At 72.9% G+C, this 14,844-nt stretch carries 16 protein-coding genes; 7 read left to right on the forward strand and 9 right to left on the reverse strand.

The window, feature by feature from the left end:
• Nucleotides 1-56: 56 nt before the first annotated feature.
• Nucleotides 57-1,115, reverse strand: coding sequence for an aldo/keto reductase (locus tag BLU95_RS20570; protein ID WP_093861326.1), 1,059 nt, complete (start codon nt 1,113-1,115; stop codon nt 57-59).
• Nucleotides 1,116-1,312: 197 nt separating this feature from the next.
• Between BLU95_RS20570 and BLU95_RS20575 the strand changes: the two genes are divergently transcribed.
• Together BLU95_RS20575 and BLU95_RS20580 are read left to right on the forward strand one after the other, a co-directional pair.
• A complete protein-coding gene (locus tag BLU95_RS20575) occupies nt 1,313-2,362 on the forward strand; it encodes an NAD(P)/FAD-dependent oxidoreductase (protein ID WP_093865005.1) in 1,050 nt (349 codons plus the stop codon).
• Between the two features lie 29 nt (nt 2,363-2,391).
• Complete coding sequence (locus BLU95_RS20580; RefSeq protein ID WP_093865006.1) at nt 2,392-3,327, forward strand: class I SAM-dependent methyltransferase; 936 nt, start codon at nt 2,392-2,394, stop codon at nt 3,325-3,327.
• A gap of 25 nt (nt 3,328-3,352) precedes the next feature.
• Here BLU95_RS20580 and BLU95_RS20585 read toward each other — a convergent pair whose 3' ends face one another.
• The 3 genes from BLU95_RS20585 to BLU95_RS20595 form a co-directional block, all read right to left on the reverse strand.
• Entirely contained in the window at nt 3,353-3,703 is a 351-nt protein-coding gene (locus BLU95_RS20585) for a DUF6087 family protein (RefSeq protein ID WP_093861327.1), read from the reverse strand.
• 105 nt (nt 3,704-3,808) lie between these two features.
• Nucleotides 3,809-4,129, reverse strand: a complete 321-nt coding sequence (locus BLU95_RS20590) for a DMT family transporter (RefSeq protein ID WP_093861328.1) — start codon at nt 4,127-4,129, stop codon at nt 3,809-3,811.
• 81 nt (nt 4,130-4,210) lie between these two features.
• Entirely contained in the window at nt 4,211-4,588 is a 378-nt protein-coding gene (locus BLU95_RS20595) for a DMT family transporter (RefSeq protein WP_093861329.1), read from the reverse strand.
• A 117-nt stretch (nt 4,589-4,705) separates the two neighbouring features.
• Here BLU95_RS20595 and BLU95_RS20600 point away from each other — a divergent pair, with 117 nt between their 5' ends.
• Nucleotides 4,706-5,173, forward strand: coding sequence for a MarR family winged helix-turn-helix transcriptional regulator (locus tag BLU95_RS20600; protein WP_502689736.1), 468 nt, complete (start codon nt 4,706-4,708; stop codon nt 5,171-5,173).
• A gap of 141 nt (nt 5,174-5,314) precedes the next feature.
• Here BLU95_RS20600 and metG read toward each other — a convergent pair whose 3' ends face one another.
• A complete protein-coding gene (gene metG / locus BLU95_RS20605) occupies nt 5,315-7,045 on the reverse strand; it encodes a methionine--tRNA ligase (protein ID WP_093861330.1) in 1,731 nt (576 codons plus the stop codon).
• Nucleotides 7,046-7,423: 378 nt separating this feature from the next.
• Nucleotides 7,424-7,618, reverse strand: a complete 195-nt coding sequence (locus BLU95_RS20610; RefSeq protein ID WP_093861331.1) for a DUF397 domain-containing protein — start codon at nt 7,616-7,618, stop codon at nt 7,424-7,426.
• A gap of 418 nt (nt 7,619-8,036) precedes the next feature.
• On the opposite strand from BLU95_RS20610, the gene BLU95_RS45160 reads away from it, so the two are divergent.
• Nucleotides 8,037-8,162, forward strand: a complete 126-nt coding sequence (locus BLU95_RS45160; protein WP_286158570.1) for a hypothetical protein — start codon at nt 8,037-8,039, stop codon at nt 8,160-8,162.
• A gap of 3 nt (nt 8,163-8,165) precedes the next feature.
• Here the strand turns inward: BLU95_RS45160 and BLU95_RS20615 are convergent, their stop codons facing one another.
• Complete coding sequence (locus BLU95_RS20615) at nt 8,166-8,768, reverse strand: GNAT family N-acetyltransferase (RefSeq protein ID WP_093861332.1); 603 nt, start codon at nt 8,766-8,768, stop codon at nt 8,166-8,168.
• A 134-nt stretch (nt 8,769-8,902) separates the two neighbouring features.
• Nucleotides 8,903-10,186 carry an adenylosuccinate synthase gene (locus tag BLU95_RS20620; RefSeq protein WP_093861333.1) on the reverse strand — a complete coding sequence of 428 codons (1,284 nt, stop codon included), beginning with the start codon at nt 10,184-10,186 and terminating at the stop codon, nt 8,903-8,905.
• 126 nt (nt 10,187-10,312) lie between these two features.
• Here BLU95_RS20620 and BLU95_RS20625 point away from each other — a divergent pair, with 126 nt between their 5' ends.
• The 3 genes from BLU95_RS20625 to purM all read left to right on the forward strand — a co-directional run bounded on the left by BLU95_RS20625 (nt 10,313) and on the right by purM (nt 14,320).
• Nucleotides 10,313-11,266 carry a diacylglycerol kinase gene (locus BLU95_RS20625; RefSeq protein ID WP_231977702.1) on the forward strand — a complete coding sequence of 318 codons (954 nt, stop codon included), beginning with the start codon at nt 10,313-10,315 and terminating at the stop codon, nt 11,264-11,266.
• A gap of 304 nt (nt 11,267-11,570) precedes the next feature.
• Entirely contained in the window at nt 11,571-13,154 is a 1,584-nt protein-coding gene (gene purF / locus BLU95_RS20630; RefSeq protein ID WP_030306023.1) for an amidophosphoribosyltransferase, read from the forward strand.
• Between the two features lie 80 nt (nt 13,155-13,234).
• Nucleotides 13,235-14,320 (forward strand): phosphoribosylformylglycinamidine cyclo-ligase, encoded by a 1,086-nt coding sequence (purM, locus tag BLU95_RS20635; RefSeq protein ID WP_093861334.1) that lies wholly within the window; start codon nt 13,235-13,237, stop codon nt 14,318-14,320.
• A gap of 237 nt (nt 14,321-14,557) precedes the next feature.
• On the opposite strand, the gene BLU95_RS20640 is transcribed toward purM, so the two are convergent.
• Nucleotides 14,558-14,818, reverse strand: coding sequence for a DUF3073 domain-containing protein (locus BLU95_RS20640; protein WP_030392262.1), 261 nt, complete (start codon nt 14,816-14,818; stop codon nt 14,558-14,560).
• Between the last annotated feature and the right edge of the window lie 26 nt (nt 14,819-14,844).

The following is a 14,844-nucleotide window of genomic DNA, read 5'->3' on the forward strand; positions in this document are numbered from 1 at the left end:
GGGGTGGCCCCGGGTGGCTCGTCCGGCCGCCCGGTGCTCGTCCGGCCGCCCGGTGCTCAGCCGGCCGCCGGGCGGTCGGCCTCCGGCCGGCGGCGGAGGGCCGGTTCGGTGAGGGCCCGGGGCTGCCAGACCCCGTCCGGGTGGTAGACGTTGGTGCCGGGCGGGACGATCGCGTCGATCCGGTCCAGGGTCGCGTCGTCCAGGACGAGGTCGGCGCCCTTGAGGGCCGCCTCCAGCTGGTCCCGGGTGCGCGGGCCGATGATCACCGAGGTCACCGCCGGGTGCGCGAGCGGGAAGGCCAGGGCGAGTTCGGGCAGGGTGCGGCCGAGGCCCTCGGCGACGGCGGTCAGCTCCTCGACGGCGTCCAGCTTGGCCTGGTTCACCGGCAGCGCCGGGTCGAACCTGGCCGGCATCAGGGCGGCGCGACCGGTGCCCATGTCGATCGGCCGGTTCTTGCGGTAGCGGCCGGTGAGGAAGCCGGAGGCGAGCGGCGACCAGGTCAGCGCGCCCATGCCGAGCCGCCGCACGGTCGGCAGCACGTCCCGCTCGATGCCGCGCGCGAGCAGCGAGTACGGCGGCTGCTCGGTCCGGAACCTCGGCAGGCCGCGCCGCTCCGCGACGTGGTGGGCCTCGACGAGGTCCTCGGCGGGGAAGGTCGAGCAGCCGAAGGCGAGGATCTTGCCGGCCCGCACCAGGTCGCCGAGCACGGCGAGGGTCTCCTCGATGTCCGTGCCGGGGTCGGGCCGGTGCACCTGGTAGAGGTCGATCCGGTCGGTGCGCAGCCGCCGCAGGCTCTCCTCGACCTCGCGGACGATCCACCGGCGGGAGTTGCCGCTCCGGTTGCGGCCCTCGCCCATCGGGAAGTGCACCTTGGTGGCGAGCACGACGTCGTCACGGTCGCCGCGGGCCTGCAGGGCCTTGCCGACGATCTCCTCGGACTCGCCCCCCGAGTACATGTCGGCGGTGTCGACGAAGTTGATGCCGGCGTCGAGCGCGGTGTGGACGATCCGGGCGCAGTCGTCGTGGTCGGGGTTGCCGATGGCGCCGAACATCATGGTGCCGAGGCAGTAGGTACTGACCTCGATGCCGGTGCCGCCGAGGACGCGGTAGCGCATGGTGGTTCCTCCTGGGTCGTCGCTCGTGCGGGGTGCGGGGTGCGGGGTGCGGGGTCGCGGGTGCCGACACTAGGAGTTGGAGTGCGCTCGAACGCAAGAGGCGCTTCGCCCCTCGGGCCGGAGAGTGTTGCCGAAACAGCAACGAAAGTTGCCTCCCGGAGGGTGGTCGACGCAGCCTGGCGGTGGAGGTGATCGCGATGAGCGACACACACAGCGACGTGCGCGTCCGGGCCGCCGAGGGCGGCTACGACGTGGTGGTGGTCGGCGGTGGCGCCGCCGGGCTGAGCACGGCCCTGGTCCTGGCCCGGGCCTGCCGCCGGGTGGCGGTGGTCGACGCCGGACAGCCGCGCAACGCCCCGGCCGCGCATCTGCGGGGCTACCTCACCCGCGACGGCATGCCGCCGGGAGAGCTGCTGGCGGCGGGCCGGGCCGAGCTGGCGGGCTACGGGGTGGATCTGCTCGACGGTCGGGTGGACCGGATCGTCCCGGTGCCGGGCGCCGGTGCCCCCGCCTTCGACGTCCACCCGGCCGGCGGCCGACCCCTGCGGGCCCGCCGGGTGGTGGTCGCCACCGGTCTGCGCGACGGGCTTCCCGGACTCCCGGGCCTGGCCGCCCGCTGGGGCCGCGACGTGCTGCACTGCCCCTACTGCCACGGCTACGAGGTGCGCGACCGGCCGCTCGGGGTGCTCGGCACCGACCCGGGTTCGGTCGGGCAGGCGCTGCTGCTGCGCCAGTGGTCGGCGGACGTCGTCCTGCTCGCGCACACCCTGGACCTCTCCGCGGACGACCGGGCCCGGCTCGGCGCCCGGGGTGTGCGGGTCGTCGAGGCCGAGGCCGTGCGGGTGGTCGTCGCGGACGACCGGCTGCTGGGCGTCGGACTGGCGGACGGTGCGGTCGTGCCGTGCGAGGCGCTGTTCCTCGTCCCGCACCTGGTGGCCCGGGACGCGCCGCTCTTCGGCCTGGACTGCGACCGGGACGCGAGCGGCTGGGTCGCCACCGACCGGGCGGGCCGTACCGGGGTGCCCGGGGTGTGGGCGGTGGGCAATGTCACCGACCCGCGCGCCCAGGTGATCACCGCCGCCGGAGCCGGGTCCGCGGCCGCCGTCGCGCTCAACCACGACCTGGTCGAGGAGGACACCGAGCGGGCGCTCGCCGCCGTCACCGCCGTCACCGCCGTCACCGCCGTCACCGCCGACAGCACCAGCAGGACCAGCAGCACCGCCGCCGTCGCCGCACCGGCGCGGTGACCACCCACCTCGAAGGAACGGAGTACCCGATGACCGGGCACACCCACCAGCACGGCCACCAGCACGGGCAGCAGACCGCTCAGCAGCACGGCCACGACCACGGCCACAGCCACGACCACGGCCACGACGGCGACTTCGACTGGGACGCCCTCGCCGTCCACCTGGAGCGCGAGGCCGACCTCCAGTCCCCGGCCGTCACCGAGGCCGCGCACTGGCTGCGCGGACTGCTCGAGGACACCCCCGTCCGGCGGGTGCTCGACGTGGGCAGCGGGCCCGGGGTGATCGCCGGAGTGCTCGCGGAGACCTTCCCGGCCGCCGAGGTGGTCGCGGTCGACCGGTCGGCCGCCCTGCTCGAGCGGGCCCGGATCCGTTCGGTCGGCCGCGTCGGCACCCGACAGGCCGACCTGCCGGGGGACTTCGGCACCCTGGGCAGTGCCGAGCTGATCTGGTCCGGCAACGCGATCCACCATCTCGGCGACCAGCAGGCCGCGTTGACCGCCCTGGCCGGGACGCTGCGCCCCGGCGGCCTGCTGGCCGTGGCCGAGCGCGGTCTGCCCGCCCGCTACCTCCCGCGCGACCTCGGCCTCGGCCGTCCCGGCCTCCAGGCCCGGCTGGACGCGGCGCACGAGGAGGCGTTCGCGCAGATGCGCGAGGACACTCCCGGCGCGGTCGCGGTGGTGGAGGACTGGCCGGCCATGCTGGCCGCGGCCGGGCTGGTGCCGAGCGGCACCCGGACCTTCCTGGTCGACCGTCCGGCCCCGCTGGACACCGCGGCCCGCGAGTTCCTGCACGTCCAGCTCTCCCGCCGGCGCGGGCAGTTGGACACCCGGCTGGACGCGGACGACCTGGCGGTCCTGGACGCCCTGCTGGACCGGGAGGCGCCCACCGGCATCCTGGCCCGGCCGGACGCCTTCTACCTGACCGCGGTCACCGTCCACACCGCCCGGGCGGCCGGTGACCGATGACCGGTGGCGAAGTGGGAACGGGGGCTCACCGGTCGGGCTTGCGGTGCCGTCCGGTGCCCTTCCGCAGCAGCGGCACCGGAGTGTCCGCCTGCGGGAACACCGGCCCCGGCGCGGACCCGGGCGCGGACCCGGCCCCGGGGCGGACGATCAGCGGGTAGGCCTCGGCGTAGTTCTCGGCCACCGCGACCGGCTGCCAGGCGTGGCCGTCCCACTCGACCACGAGGCGTGGCACGTCCTGGAAGAGGTGCGCCGCGCGTCGGGGGCCGGGAGCGAGGGTGATCGCGTCCCTGGTCCCCGGCGCCCGGCGGCGGCGCGCCCGCTCGGCGTACCACTCGGCCAGCGGCCGGTCGGCCGGTGACCCCTCCTCGGCGTCCATCGTCCGCGCCTCCCTCGGGTGTCGGTCGGGGACGGCCAGTCTTGCCGATCGGCACCCGGCCGGGCGATTCCACGATCGGGTGAAAACGCCTCCGGCGAGCGGAGGTCAGAGCCCGGAGGCGAGCTTCAGGGTGACCGCGCCGGCGATGATCGCGGCGAAGGACACCAGCTTGGGCAGGGTGATCCGCTCCTTGAAGATCAGCGCGCCGAACACCACCGTGCCGATCGAGCCGAGGCCCGTCCAGATCGTGTAGCCGACGCCCACGTCCAGGGTGCGCAGGGCGAGGCTCAGTGTGTAGATGCCGCCCGCGGCGGCGGTCAGGGTGAGCACGGAGGGCCAGAGTCGGGTGAAGCCCTTGGTGGCGTTGGTACCGAGTGCGAAGACGATCTCGAAGACGACGGCGACTGCCAGGTAGGCCCAGGCCATGACGGTTCAACTCCTTGGTGCGGGTGAGGTTGCTGGTGCCGGTGCCGGTGCGGAGGGTCGGTGCGGAGGGTCGGTCGGGATTCAGGCGGTGGCGGACGCGGGCCCGGGGGCGGTGGTCTGCGCGGCAGCACCGCGGCTGCTCAGCCGGTCGGCGAGCTTGAGGCCGAGCACCCCGCCGATGATGAGGACGAAGGCGAGGGCCTTCCCGGCGTTCATCTCCTCGTCGAAGATCAGCGTGCCGAGCACGACCGTGCCGACCGAGCCGATGCCGGTCCAGACGGTGTAGCCGACGCCGACGTCGAGGGTGCGCAGCGCGAGGCCGAGGAAGAAGATCCCGCCGGCGGCCGCGGCGGCCGTCAGCAGGGACGGGCCGAGTTCGGTGAAGCCGTGGGTGGCGTTGGTGGCGAGGGCGAAGACGACCTCGAAGACGGCGGCGACGAGCAGGTGGATCCAGGCCATGGGACGAGCCCCCCAAGTAGTTGTTGTATGTATGTGCAAACACTTTCTGCTGGGCAAGAGCATGCATGTACAAGTAATCTGATGTCAACCACCCAGCCCGGACAGGGAGGAACCCCCGTGCCCACCGCCCCCGACGCCACCCCGTCCGACGCCCCCGACGGCGCGGCCGACGCCCGTATGTGGCACCGGCTCACCGCCCTGCACGCCCAGGTCGAGGGCCGGCTCGCCACCGTCCTGCAGCGGCGGCACGGCCTCGGGCTCTCCGAGTACCGCGCCCTCGGCCTGCTCGCCGAGGCGCCCAAGTCCGAGCTGCGGATGCAGGAACTCGCCACCGGCCTCGGCCTCAACCAGAGCTCGGTGACCCGGCTGGTCGCCCGGCTCGGCGCCGCCGACTTCACCTACCGGGACCTCTGCCCGGACGACAAGCGCGGCGTCTACACCGTGCTCACCGACGCCGGCCGGACCCGCCACCGGGAGGCCCGCGCCACCTACGAGGAGGCTCTCACCGGTGCCCTCGACGAGGCCGCCGTCGGGGCCCCCGAGCTGGCCCCGCTGCTCGGCGCGGCGCGCGGCGTCCTGGGCTGAGCCCGGCCGCCGTGCCCGGCCCGGTCACCTGTGGACCGCCCGTCCCCGGAACGCGGCTCGGCCGCCGCCCCGGGAACGGGAGCGGCGGCCGAGCGGTCGTGCCTCTTGCGTCGTACCTCTTGCCTCTTTCGGGCCGCGCGCCTACTCGCCGCCGCCGAAGCGGGCGCTCCAGGCGGCCAGGTCCTCGTCCGTGATCTTCGCGAACAGCACCGGCGGCACGGTGAACGGCGTCCCCGCCGGGACCGCGTCCAGCGACCGGGCCCCGGCCGCGTCCACCCAGTCGAGGGTGCGCGCCGGAGCGTCGGCCGGCAGCGCGAACGCCTCGCGCATCGCCTGTGCCGCCGTCGGGACGAACGGCTCGGAGACCACCGCGTACAGGTGGATCAGGTTCATCGCCGTGCGCAGCGTCAGCGCCGCCGCCTCCGGGTCGGTCTTCACCTGCAGCCAGGGCGCCTTCTCGTCCAGGTAGGCGTTGCCCGCGCTCCACAGCGCGCGCAGACTCTGCGTCGCCTTGCGGAAGTTGAGCGCCTCCAGCTGGGTCTCGTAGTCGGCCAGCAGCTCCGCGATCTGCGCGCCCAGCCGCTCCTCGGCCTCTCCCGCCGCGTGCCCGGCGGGCACCTCGTCGCCGAACCGCTTGCGGCTGAACGACAGCACCCGGTTGACGAAGTTGCCGAGGGTGTCGGCGAGGTCCTTGTTGACCACGGAGGCGAAGAGGTCCCAGGTGAAGCTGGAGTCGTCCGACTCGGGCGCGTGCGCCATCAGGAACCAGCGCCAGTAGTCGGCCGGCAGCAGCTCCAGCGCGACGTCGGTGAAGATGCCCCGCTTCTGGCTGGTGGAGAACTTCCCGCCGTAGTACGTCAGCCAGTTGAAGGCCTTGACGTAGTCGACCTTCTTCCACGGCTTGCGCGAGCCGAGGATCGTCGCCGGGAACATCACGGTGTGGAACGGGACGTTGTCCTTGGCCATGAACTCGGTGTAGCGGACGGTGTCGTCGGCCTCGTACCACCAGGACTTCCAGTCCCGCAGCTCGCCGGCCGGGGCCGCGTCCGACCACTCCTTGGTCGCGCCGATGTACTCGATCGGGGCGTCGAACCAGACGTAGAAGACCTTGCCCGAGGCCGCCAGTTCCGGCCACACATCGGCGGGCACCGGCACGCCCCACTCCAGGTCGCGGGTGATCGCCCGGTCCTGGAGGCCCTCGGTCAGCCACTTGCGGGCGATCGAGGAGGCCAGCACCGGCCACTCGTCGGCGTGCGCGGCGACCCAGTCCTCCACCTGCCCGGTCAGCTTCGACTGGAGCAGGAACAGGTGCGTGGTCTCCCGCACCTCCAGGTCGGCGCTGCCGCTGATGGCCGAGCGCGGCTCCAGCAGGTCGGTCGGGTCGAGCACCCGGGTGCAGTTCTCGCACTGGTCGCCGCGCGCCTTGTCGTAGCCGCAGTGCGGGCAGGTGCCGACGATGTAGCGGTCCGGCAGGAAGCGGCCGTCGGTGTTGGAGTACACCTGGCGGATCGCCCGCTCCTCGATGAAGCCGTTGGCGTGCAGCTCGCGGGCGATCTCCTGGGTGATCTCCCGGTTCTGCGGGGAGGAGCTGCGGCCGAAGTAGTCGAACGACAGCCGGAAGCCGTCGTACACCGCCTTCTGCTGCTCGTGCGCCCGCGCGCAGAACTCGGCCACCGGCAGCCCGGCCTCCTGCGCGGCCAGTTCGGCCGGGGTGCCGTGCTCGTCGGTCGCGCAGATGTAGAGCACCTCGTGGCCGCGCAGGCGCAGGTACCGCGAGTAGACGTCCGCGGGCAGCATGGACCCGACCATGTTGCCCAGGTGCTTGATCCCGTTGATGTACGGAAGGGCGCTGGTGATCAGGTGCCGAGCCATCCTCGGATGCTCCGATTTCTCCCGCACGCACCCCGGTCCCGGAGTGCCGTGACGGGTGCAGGCTCTGGGGCGGCGGCGGGAACCGGGCACAGTCGCCGACTCCCGGTCGGCCGGCCAGAGCGACGTTCCACTGTGGGCTGCGCAATCCTATCCAAGCCGCCCCCGCCCCTTCGCCCGCATTTTCCGGGGTCGGAAGCTCCCCGCGCCGGTGCGGGAGGTCGGCCGCTCCGACTTCCCGCGCGGGCGGCGATGACCGGCGAACAGTGGGTGCCGGCCCACCGGTGCTCGGCGGCGAACCGTACCGGGGGCGGGGAAGGTGGCGGTGTCCATCGTGCCGGTGCCCCCTCGCGGGGCGCGAGGGGGCGCCTGGAGAGCGTGCTAGGCGACGAAGTGGTCGAACTCCCCGGCCTTCACGCCGAGGACGAAGGCGGCCCACTTGCGGGGGGTGGTGCGGACGATGACGGCGTCGTTCTTGGGGTCGCGGAGCTCGACCATGCCGTTGACGGTGCGGATCTCGAGGGCGTCCTCGCCCTCGCCGCCGGGGGCGGCCTTCTGCCAGGTCTCCAGGTCCATGGTGCTCGGGTCCCTTCAGGGGTGGGGTCAGCGGTGGGTGAAGTGGTCGGACCCGCCGCGCTCGACGCCTTCGAGCCGGGGCGCTGTCGGCGCACGCCGGGCGACAGGGGTGGTGGCATGCGTGCCCCTCCTCGACCGGGGCCTTCGGTGCAGTGTGCCGTGCCGTGGACGGCGGGTCCACCGAGCGCCGTCCGTCGCACTCGAACTCCGTTGCGGCCGCCTGCACATCGCCCTGCACATCGCCCGTCGCCGACGGATCCACCGCCGTGCCCGCCGCGCCCGCCGCACCCGAGCCGGAAATGGCTCGAACGTGCGGTCGGGGGCTTGACCTCGTCGCCGCTTTGGCCGATGACTGGGGTGTGGAACTCATCGGGGTGTGCGGCAAGGCGGTCCGGGCCGTGGCGGCGGTCGATCGCTGATGGCCGTGGTGTTGCTGACGGGCCTGTTGGTCTCGGTGGTCTTCGTCGGGGTGGTGGCGCAGATCATCGCGACCCGTCAGCCGCGCGAGAGACACCTGACCAAGCGGGACCTCGCCGACAAGTAGCGCTCAGCCCGCGGCGAGCCGCTGCTCCAGCCGGTCCTTCGCGGCCGGCCACTCCTCGCGCAGCATCGAGAAGTACGCGGTGTCGCGCCAGACGCCGGTGGCACGCCGCTTCTCGCGCCGGTGGACGCCCTCGAACTGCGCGCCCAGCCGCTGGATCGCGTTGCGCGAGCGGTCGTTGAGCGCGTCGGTCTTCCAGAACACCCGGCCCATCCCCAGCTCCTCGAAGGCGTGGACGAGCAGCAGCAGCTTGGCCTCGGTGTTCACCGCCGTGCGCCACACCGACCGCGCGTACCAGGTGCCGCCGATCTCGACCAGCTCGTCCTCCGCGTCGAACGCGTAGTAGCCGGTGACGCCGACGGCCCGCCCGCTCGCGAGCTCGATCACGGCGAACTTCACGGCGTTCCCGGCCGCCACCTCGCCGAGCCGGACGTCCAGGATCGCGCCCAGCTCCTCCTCCGACCCGGGCGCGCTGAACGGGACCCAGCGCCACACCTCGGGGTCCGGGCCGACGGTGTCCCACAGGTCGGACAGGTGCCGGCGGTCCAGCGGCTCCAGACGGATGTGGCGGCCGGTGAGGGTGGTGGGGGAGGGAAGCTTCGCGGTCATGATCGAAAGGTAACCCTTGAATGCACTAGATGCAACGAACAGCTGCCTTAGTGCAAAAGCCCCCGGCCAGCGGAAAGGCCCCGCGGGAGAACCCGCGGGGCCCTGCTCGGCCGGCCGTGAGGCAGCCGTGAGGCCTAGACGAACGAGTTGATCTGGATCGTCTCGTACCGGCCCGGGCCGACGCCGATGGCGGAGATCGGGGCGCCCGACATCTCCTCCAGCGCCTTCACGTACGCCTGGGCGTTCTTCGGCAGCTCGGCGAAGGTCTTCGCCCCGCTGATGTCCTCGGTCCAGCCCGGCAGCGTCTCGTAGATCGGCTTCGCGTGGTGGAAGTCCGACTGGTTGTACGGCAGCTCCTCGACCCGGCGGCCGTCGATCTCGTACGCGACGCAGACCGGGATCTGCTCCCAGCCGGTCAGCACGTCCAGCTTGGTGAGGAAGAAGTCGGTGAGGCCGTTGACCCGGGTCGCGTAGCGGGCGATCACCGCGTCGAACCAGCCGCAGCGGCGGTCACGGCCGGTGGTGACACCGCGCTCGCCGCCGATCCGGCGCAGCGCCTCGCCGTCCTCGTCCAGCAGCTCGGTCGGGAACGGGCCGGAGCCGACGCGGGTGGTGTAGGCCTTGAGGATGCCGATGACCCGGTCGATCTTGGTGGGGCCGATGCCGGAACCGGTGCAGGCGCCGCCCGAGGTCGGGTTGCTGGAGGTGACGAACGGGTACGTGCCGTGGTCGACGTCCAGCAGGGTGCCCTGGCCGCCCTCGAGCAGGACGACCTTGCCGGCCTTCAGCGCCTCGTCCAGGACCAGGGTGGTGTCGGCCAGGAACGGCTTGATCTTGTCCGCGTAGCCGAGGTACTCCTCGAGCACCAGCTCGGCGGGGATCGCGCGGCGGTTGTAGAGCTTGACCAGGAGCTGGTTCTTGTCGTGCAGCGCCGCTTCGATCTTCTGCTGGAGGATCGACTCGTCGAAGAGGTCCTGCACCCGGATGCCGACGCGGTTGATCTTGTCCGCGTAGGTCGGGCCGATGCCGCGGCCGGTGGTGCCGATCCGGCGCTTGCCGAGGAAGCGCTCGGTGACCTTGTCCAGGGTGCGGTGGTACGGCGTGATCAGGTGGGCGTTGCCCGAGATCAGCAGCTTGGAGGTGTCGATGCCGCGCTCGTCCAGGCCGCTGAGCTCGGAGAGCAGCACACCCGGGTCGATCACGACGCCGTTGCCGATGACCGGCGTGACGTTCGGGCTGAGGATGCCGGAAGGCAGGAGGTGCAGCGCGTACTTCTGGTCGCCGATGACCACCGTGTGACCGGCGTTGTTGCCGCCCTGGTAGCGGACGACGTAGTCGACGGAGCCGCCGAGGAGGTCGGTCGCCTTCCCCTTGCCCTCGTCTCCCCACTGAGCGCCAACGAGCACGAGTGCCGGCACAGGCGTACACCCCTTCCGGTTGGGGCATCCTGCGTAGGCCGCAGTCTGCCCCGAGATAGACGAAGCCCCTGGCGCAATAGCGCAAGGGGCTCTTGCACCGAGAGATTACCTGAGGAAGGACCGGTTGTGTCGTCCCTGTCCACGCCCGCAACCGGCGGCCCGGAGCCGCTTCTCCTGCTCCTCGACCCGGCGGCCCGGCAGTCCGACGGGGAGTCGGTGCGGATCGCGAAGGACGTTCTCTCCGGTGGGACGGACGTCAAGGTGGCCTGTCCGGAGACGCCTTCCGAGCTCGATCGGGTGCTTTCGCACCGGGGCCGGAGGCGACCGGTGGTGATCGGTTCCGACCTCGCGCTGCAACGGGTGCTCCAAGCGCTGTACCGCCAACGCGAGCTGGGCGCCGACCCGGTGGGCCTGGTGCCGGTCGGCCGGCCGGAGGAGCTGGCGGCGGCCCGGGTGCTCGGGGTGCCGGGCGCGCCGGTCGCCGCGGCGCGCGCCGTGCTGACCGGCGCCGCCCGGAAGCTGGACCTGCTGGTGGACGACGGCGGCGGGGTGGCGCTCGGAGGGGTGCGGATCTCGGGCGGCGGGACGCGGCGCCCGGCGGGCCGTCCCGGCGGATGGCGTTCGCTATGGGCGAAACTGGCTGCGGCCGAGCAGGCGACCGCACTCACCCCGGAACCGACCGGTGCGGGCGCCGGACCGGACGAGGCCGGCGGGAGCGCCCGGGCCGGCCGGAGCGGACCGACCGGCCGGCCGGAGCGGGTCGAGCCGGCCAGGGGCGAGCACAGCGCCCGGCTGCGGGTCGAGGCCGACGGCCGGCTGCTCGCCGACGTGCACCGGCCGGTCCGGGTGGTCCAGGTGACCCTGCCCTCCGGCGCGGCCGCCGGCGAGGGCGTGATGGAGATCGTGGTCCGCGCCCCGGGCGCCCTGCTGCGCGCCCGGGCCGCCAGCATCTCGGTGGCCGGCCGGGGCTTCGGCTACGAGGCGGACGGGCGCCCGGTCGGCCCGGTGCGGGCCCGCACCTGGACGGTCCACGCCGGCTGCTGGGGGCTGCTGCTGCCGGTCACCCAGGACGCCCCCTAGCTGTCCCTGAGTCACACCCGGGCCGCCCCCGCCCCCTCCCCGCCCCGTCGGCGCGGCCCGTTGCGCCGGGTGAGCAGGCTCACGTTGGGCGAACGGCGGACCAACGCCGGGCGAAGCGCCCGCCGCGCGCGGAACACGCCAACGGGCGCGAACCACAAGGGCAAGCGCGCGGCCGCCGGGTCCGGGAGCGCCGAAACCCGGGCCTGGTAAGGGGTTTTGTCTACGCGCGTTACCCGGAGCGGCCCGCGCGACAGCGGCCGCCCGGGGTCCGGAAGGCCGGGCCGACTGTCCTAGACTCGAAGGCGTGCCACGTGGTGACGGAAGACTCAACCACGATCTTCTTCCCGGCGAGAAAGGCCCCCAGGACGCTTGCGGCGTCTTCGGTGTCTGGGCTCCCGGCGAGGAGGTCGCCAAGCTCACGTTCTTCGGCCTTTACGCCCTGCAGCACCGCGGTCAGGAATCCGCGGGCATCGCAGTGAGCAATGGCTCCCAGATTCTCGTCTTCAAGGACATGGGACTCGTCTCCCAGGTCTTCGACGAGGCCTCCCTGGGGTCGTTGCACGGGCATATCGCCGTCGGACACGCCCGCTACTCGACCACCGGTTCCTCGGTCTGGGAGAACGCCCAGCCGACCTTCCGGGCGACCGTGCACGGCTCCCTGGCCCTCGGTCACAACGGAAACCTGGTGAACACCGCCGAACTGGCGGCCATGGTCGCCGAACTCCCCGGCGAGGAGCACGTCTCCCGCTCCGGGCGGTCGGCCGCGACCAACGACACCGACCTGGTGACCGCGCTGCTCGCCGGCCACCCGGACCTCTCCATCGAGGAGACGGCCAAGGTCGTCCTGCCCAAGGTGAAGGGCGCGTTCTCGCTCGTCTTCATGGACGAGAACACGCTCTACGCCGCCCGCGACCCGCAGGGCATCCGCCCGCTGGTCCTGGGCCGGCTGGAGCGCGGCTGGGTGGTCGCCTCCGAGACGGCGGCGCTGGACATCTGCGGCGCCTCCTTCATCCGCGAGGTCGAACCCGGCGAGCTCATCGCCATCGACGAGAACGGCATGCGGACCTCCCGCTTCGCCGAGGCCAAGCCCAAGGGCTGCGTCTTCGAGTACGTCTACCTCGCCCGCCCCGACACCTCCATCGCCGGCCGCAACGTGCACCTCTCCCGGGTGGAGATGGGCCGCCGCCTGGCGAAGGAGGCCCCGGTCGAGGCCGACCTGGTGATAGCGACCCCCGAGTCCGGCACCCCGGCCGCGATCGGCTACGCCGAGGCCAGCGGGATCCCGTACGGCTCCGGCCTGGTGAAGAACGCCTACGTCGGCCGCACCTTCATCCAGCCCAGCCAGACCATCCGCCAGCTCGGCATCCGGCTGAAGCTGAACCCGCTGCGCGAGGTCATCCAGGGCAAGCGCCTGGTCGTCGTGGACGACTCGATCGTCCGCGGCAACACCCAGCGCGCGCTGGTGAAGATGCTCCGCGAGGCGGGCGCGGCCGAGGTCCACATCCGGATCTCCTCCCCGCCGGTCAAGTGGCCGTGCTTCTTCGGCATCGACTTCGCGACCCGCGCGGAGCTGATCGCCAACGGCATGACCATCGAGGAGATCGGCCGCACCCTCGGCGCGGACTCGCTCTCCTACATCTCGATCGACGGCATGATCGAGGCCACCAAGCAGCCGAAGGACCGGCTCTGCCGGGCCTGCTTCGACGGCGAGTACCCGATGGAGCTGCCCGACCCGGCGCTGCTCGGCAAGCTCCTGCTGGAGGCCGAGATCAAGGGCGGCCAGCAGGCCCCCGCGGTCCGCGGCAAGCCGACCAGCGGCAGCGACCTGGACGGCGTCCAGTCGCTGCTCGGCGGGGCGGGCGCGGCCGACGCGCTGCGCCGCCCGTAAGAACCCTCGGTGGGGTCCCGCGATCCGGGACCCCACCGCTGTTCCGTCCCCCACCACAGACCCGAAAGGGCCGCACAGCAGTGACTACCGACCAGAACGGTGCCACCTACGCCGCCGCCGGCGTCGACATCGAGGCGGGCGACCGCGCCGTCGAGCTCATGAAGCAGTGGGTGAAGAAGGCCAACCGCCCCGAGGTCGTCGGCGGTCTCGGCGGCTTCGCCGGCCTCTTCGACGTCTCCGCCCTCAAGAACTACGAGCGGCCGCTGCTGGCCTCGGCCACCGACGGGGTGGGGACCAAGGTGGCCATCGCGGCCGCCATGGACAAGCACGACACGATCGGCCACGACCTGGTCGGCATGGTCGTCGACGACATCGTGGTCTGCGGCGCCGAGCCGCTGTTCATGACCGACTACATCTGCGTCGGCAAGGTCGTCCCGGAGCGGGTCGCCGCGATCGTCAAGGGCATCGCCGAGGGCTGCGCCCTGGCCGGCTGCGCCCTGGTCGGCGGCGAGACCGCCGAGCACCCGGGCCTGCTCGGGCCGGACGAGTACGACGTCGCGGGCGCCGGTACCGGTGTGGTCGAGGCGGACGCGCTGCTGGGCGCCGAGCGGGTCCGGGCCGGCGACGTGGTGATCGCGATGGCCGCCTCCGGTCTGCACTCCAACGGCTACTCGCTGGTCCGCCACGTGCTGCTGAACCAGGCCGGCTGGAAGCTGGACCGCAAGGTCGAGGAGTTCGGCCGCACCCTCGGCGAGGAGCTGCTCGAGCCGACCCGGATCTACTCGCTGGACTGCCTGGCGCTGATCCGGGCCGCCGAGGTGCACGCCTTCTCGCACGTCACCGGCGGCGGCCTGGCGGCCAACCTGGCGCGGGTGGTCCCGGCCGGGCTGCACGCCCGCCTGGACCGCGGCACCTGGACCCCGCTGCCGGTCTTCCGGACCGTCGCGGAGGTCGGCAAGGTGGCCACCCTGGAGATCGAGAAGACGCTGAACATGGGCGTCGGCATGGTCGCGGTCGTCCCGCCGCACTCGGTGGACACCGTGCTGTCGGTCCTGGAGGACCGCGGCGTGGAGTCCTGGGTGCTCGGCGACATCGTCGACCGCACCGCCGAGCACGCGGACGGCGCGGCCCTCTACAACGCCTACGAGGGCTTCGCGGCCGGCTGAGCACGGGGAACGCGAACACGAGGAGGCCCCGTCGGCAGCGAGCCGGCGGGGCCTTCGTGCAGGGTCTTCGCGCGGACCTTCGCGCAGGGTCCCGGGAAGGGGCTTCGGGCGGGTCTTCGGGCGGGGCCGCCGCCGAGGCGGGTGCGGGGCCTTCCGGCGGGCCGCCGCGAGAGTGCGGGAACGCCGAAGACCGGCCTGGTGCGCTGGGCACCTGGCCGGTCGGGTCGGACTGGGAGACTACGCGCGACGGCGGGCCTGGGAGGGCCCGGTACCCGACTCGGCGTCATCGTCCTCGTCGTCATCGGCGTAACGAGCCGCGTACTCCGCGTAGGGATCGTCGTCCTCCTCGTCCTCCTCGATCGGCTCCGGCTCGATCGGGGAGGTGGAGGGCGATACGCCCAGCTCGCTGGAGAGACGATTGGCGTCGAACCCGCCGCTGTTGTACTTCAGCTCGCGGGCGACCTTCGTCTGCTTGGCCTTGGCCCGGCCGCGCCCCATGGGTCGACCCCCTCAACGATGGGGCT

Source organism: Streptomyces sp. TLI_053 (assembly GCF_900105395.1).
Lineage (GTDB): Bacteria > Actinomycetota > Actinomycetes > Streptomycetales > Streptomycetaceae > Kitasatospora.

Excerpts from the sequence above, each read along its gene's own strand:
- BLU95_RS20570 (WP_093861326.1), bottom strand. The coding sequence starts at position 1,115 with ATGCGCTACCGCGTCCTCGGCGGCACCGGCATCGAGGTCAGTACCTAC.
- BLU95_RS20575 (WP_093865005.1), top strand. The coding sequence starts at position 1,313 with ATGAGCGACACACACAGCGACGTGCGCGTCCGGGCCGCCGAGGGCGGC.
- BLU95_RS20580 (WP_093865006.1), top strand. The coding sequence starts at position 2,392 with ATGACCGGGCACACCCACCAGCACGGCCACCAGCACGGGCAGCAGACC.
- BLU95_RS20585 (WP_093861327.1), bottom strand. The coding sequence starts at position 3,703 with ATGGACGCCGAGGAGGGGTCACCGGCCGACCGGCCGCTGGCCGAGTGG.
- BLU95_RS20590 (WP_093861328.1), bottom strand. The coding sequence starts at position 4,129 with ATGGCCTGGGCCTACCTGGCAGTCGCCGTCGTCTTCGAGATCGTCTTC.
- BLU95_RS20595 (WP_093861329.1), bottom strand. The coding sequence starts at position 4,588 with ATGGCCTGGATCCACCTGCTCGTCGCCGCCGTCTTCGAGGTCGTCTTC.
- metG (WP_093861330.1), bottom strand. The coding sequence starts at position 7,045 with ATGGCTCGGCACCTGATCACCAGCGCCCTTCCGTACATCAACGGGATC.
- BLU95_RS20610 (WP_093861331.1), bottom strand. The coding sequence starts at position 7,618 with ATGGACCTGGAGACCTGGCAGAAGGCCGCCCCCGGCGGCGAGGGCGAG.
- BLU95_RS45160 (WP_286158570.1), top strand. The coding sequence starts at position 8,037 with ATGGCCGTGGTGTTGCTGACGGGCCTGTTGGTCTCGGTGGTCTTCGTC.
- BLU95_RS20615 (WP_093861332.1), bottom strand. The coding sequence starts at position 8,768 with ATGACCGCGAAGCTTCCCTCCCCCACCACCCTCACCGGCCGCCACATC.
- BLU95_RS20640 (WP_030392262.1), bottom strand. The coding sequence starts at position 14,818 with ATGGGGCGCGGCCGGGCCAAGGCCAAGCAGACGAAGGTCGCCCGCGAG.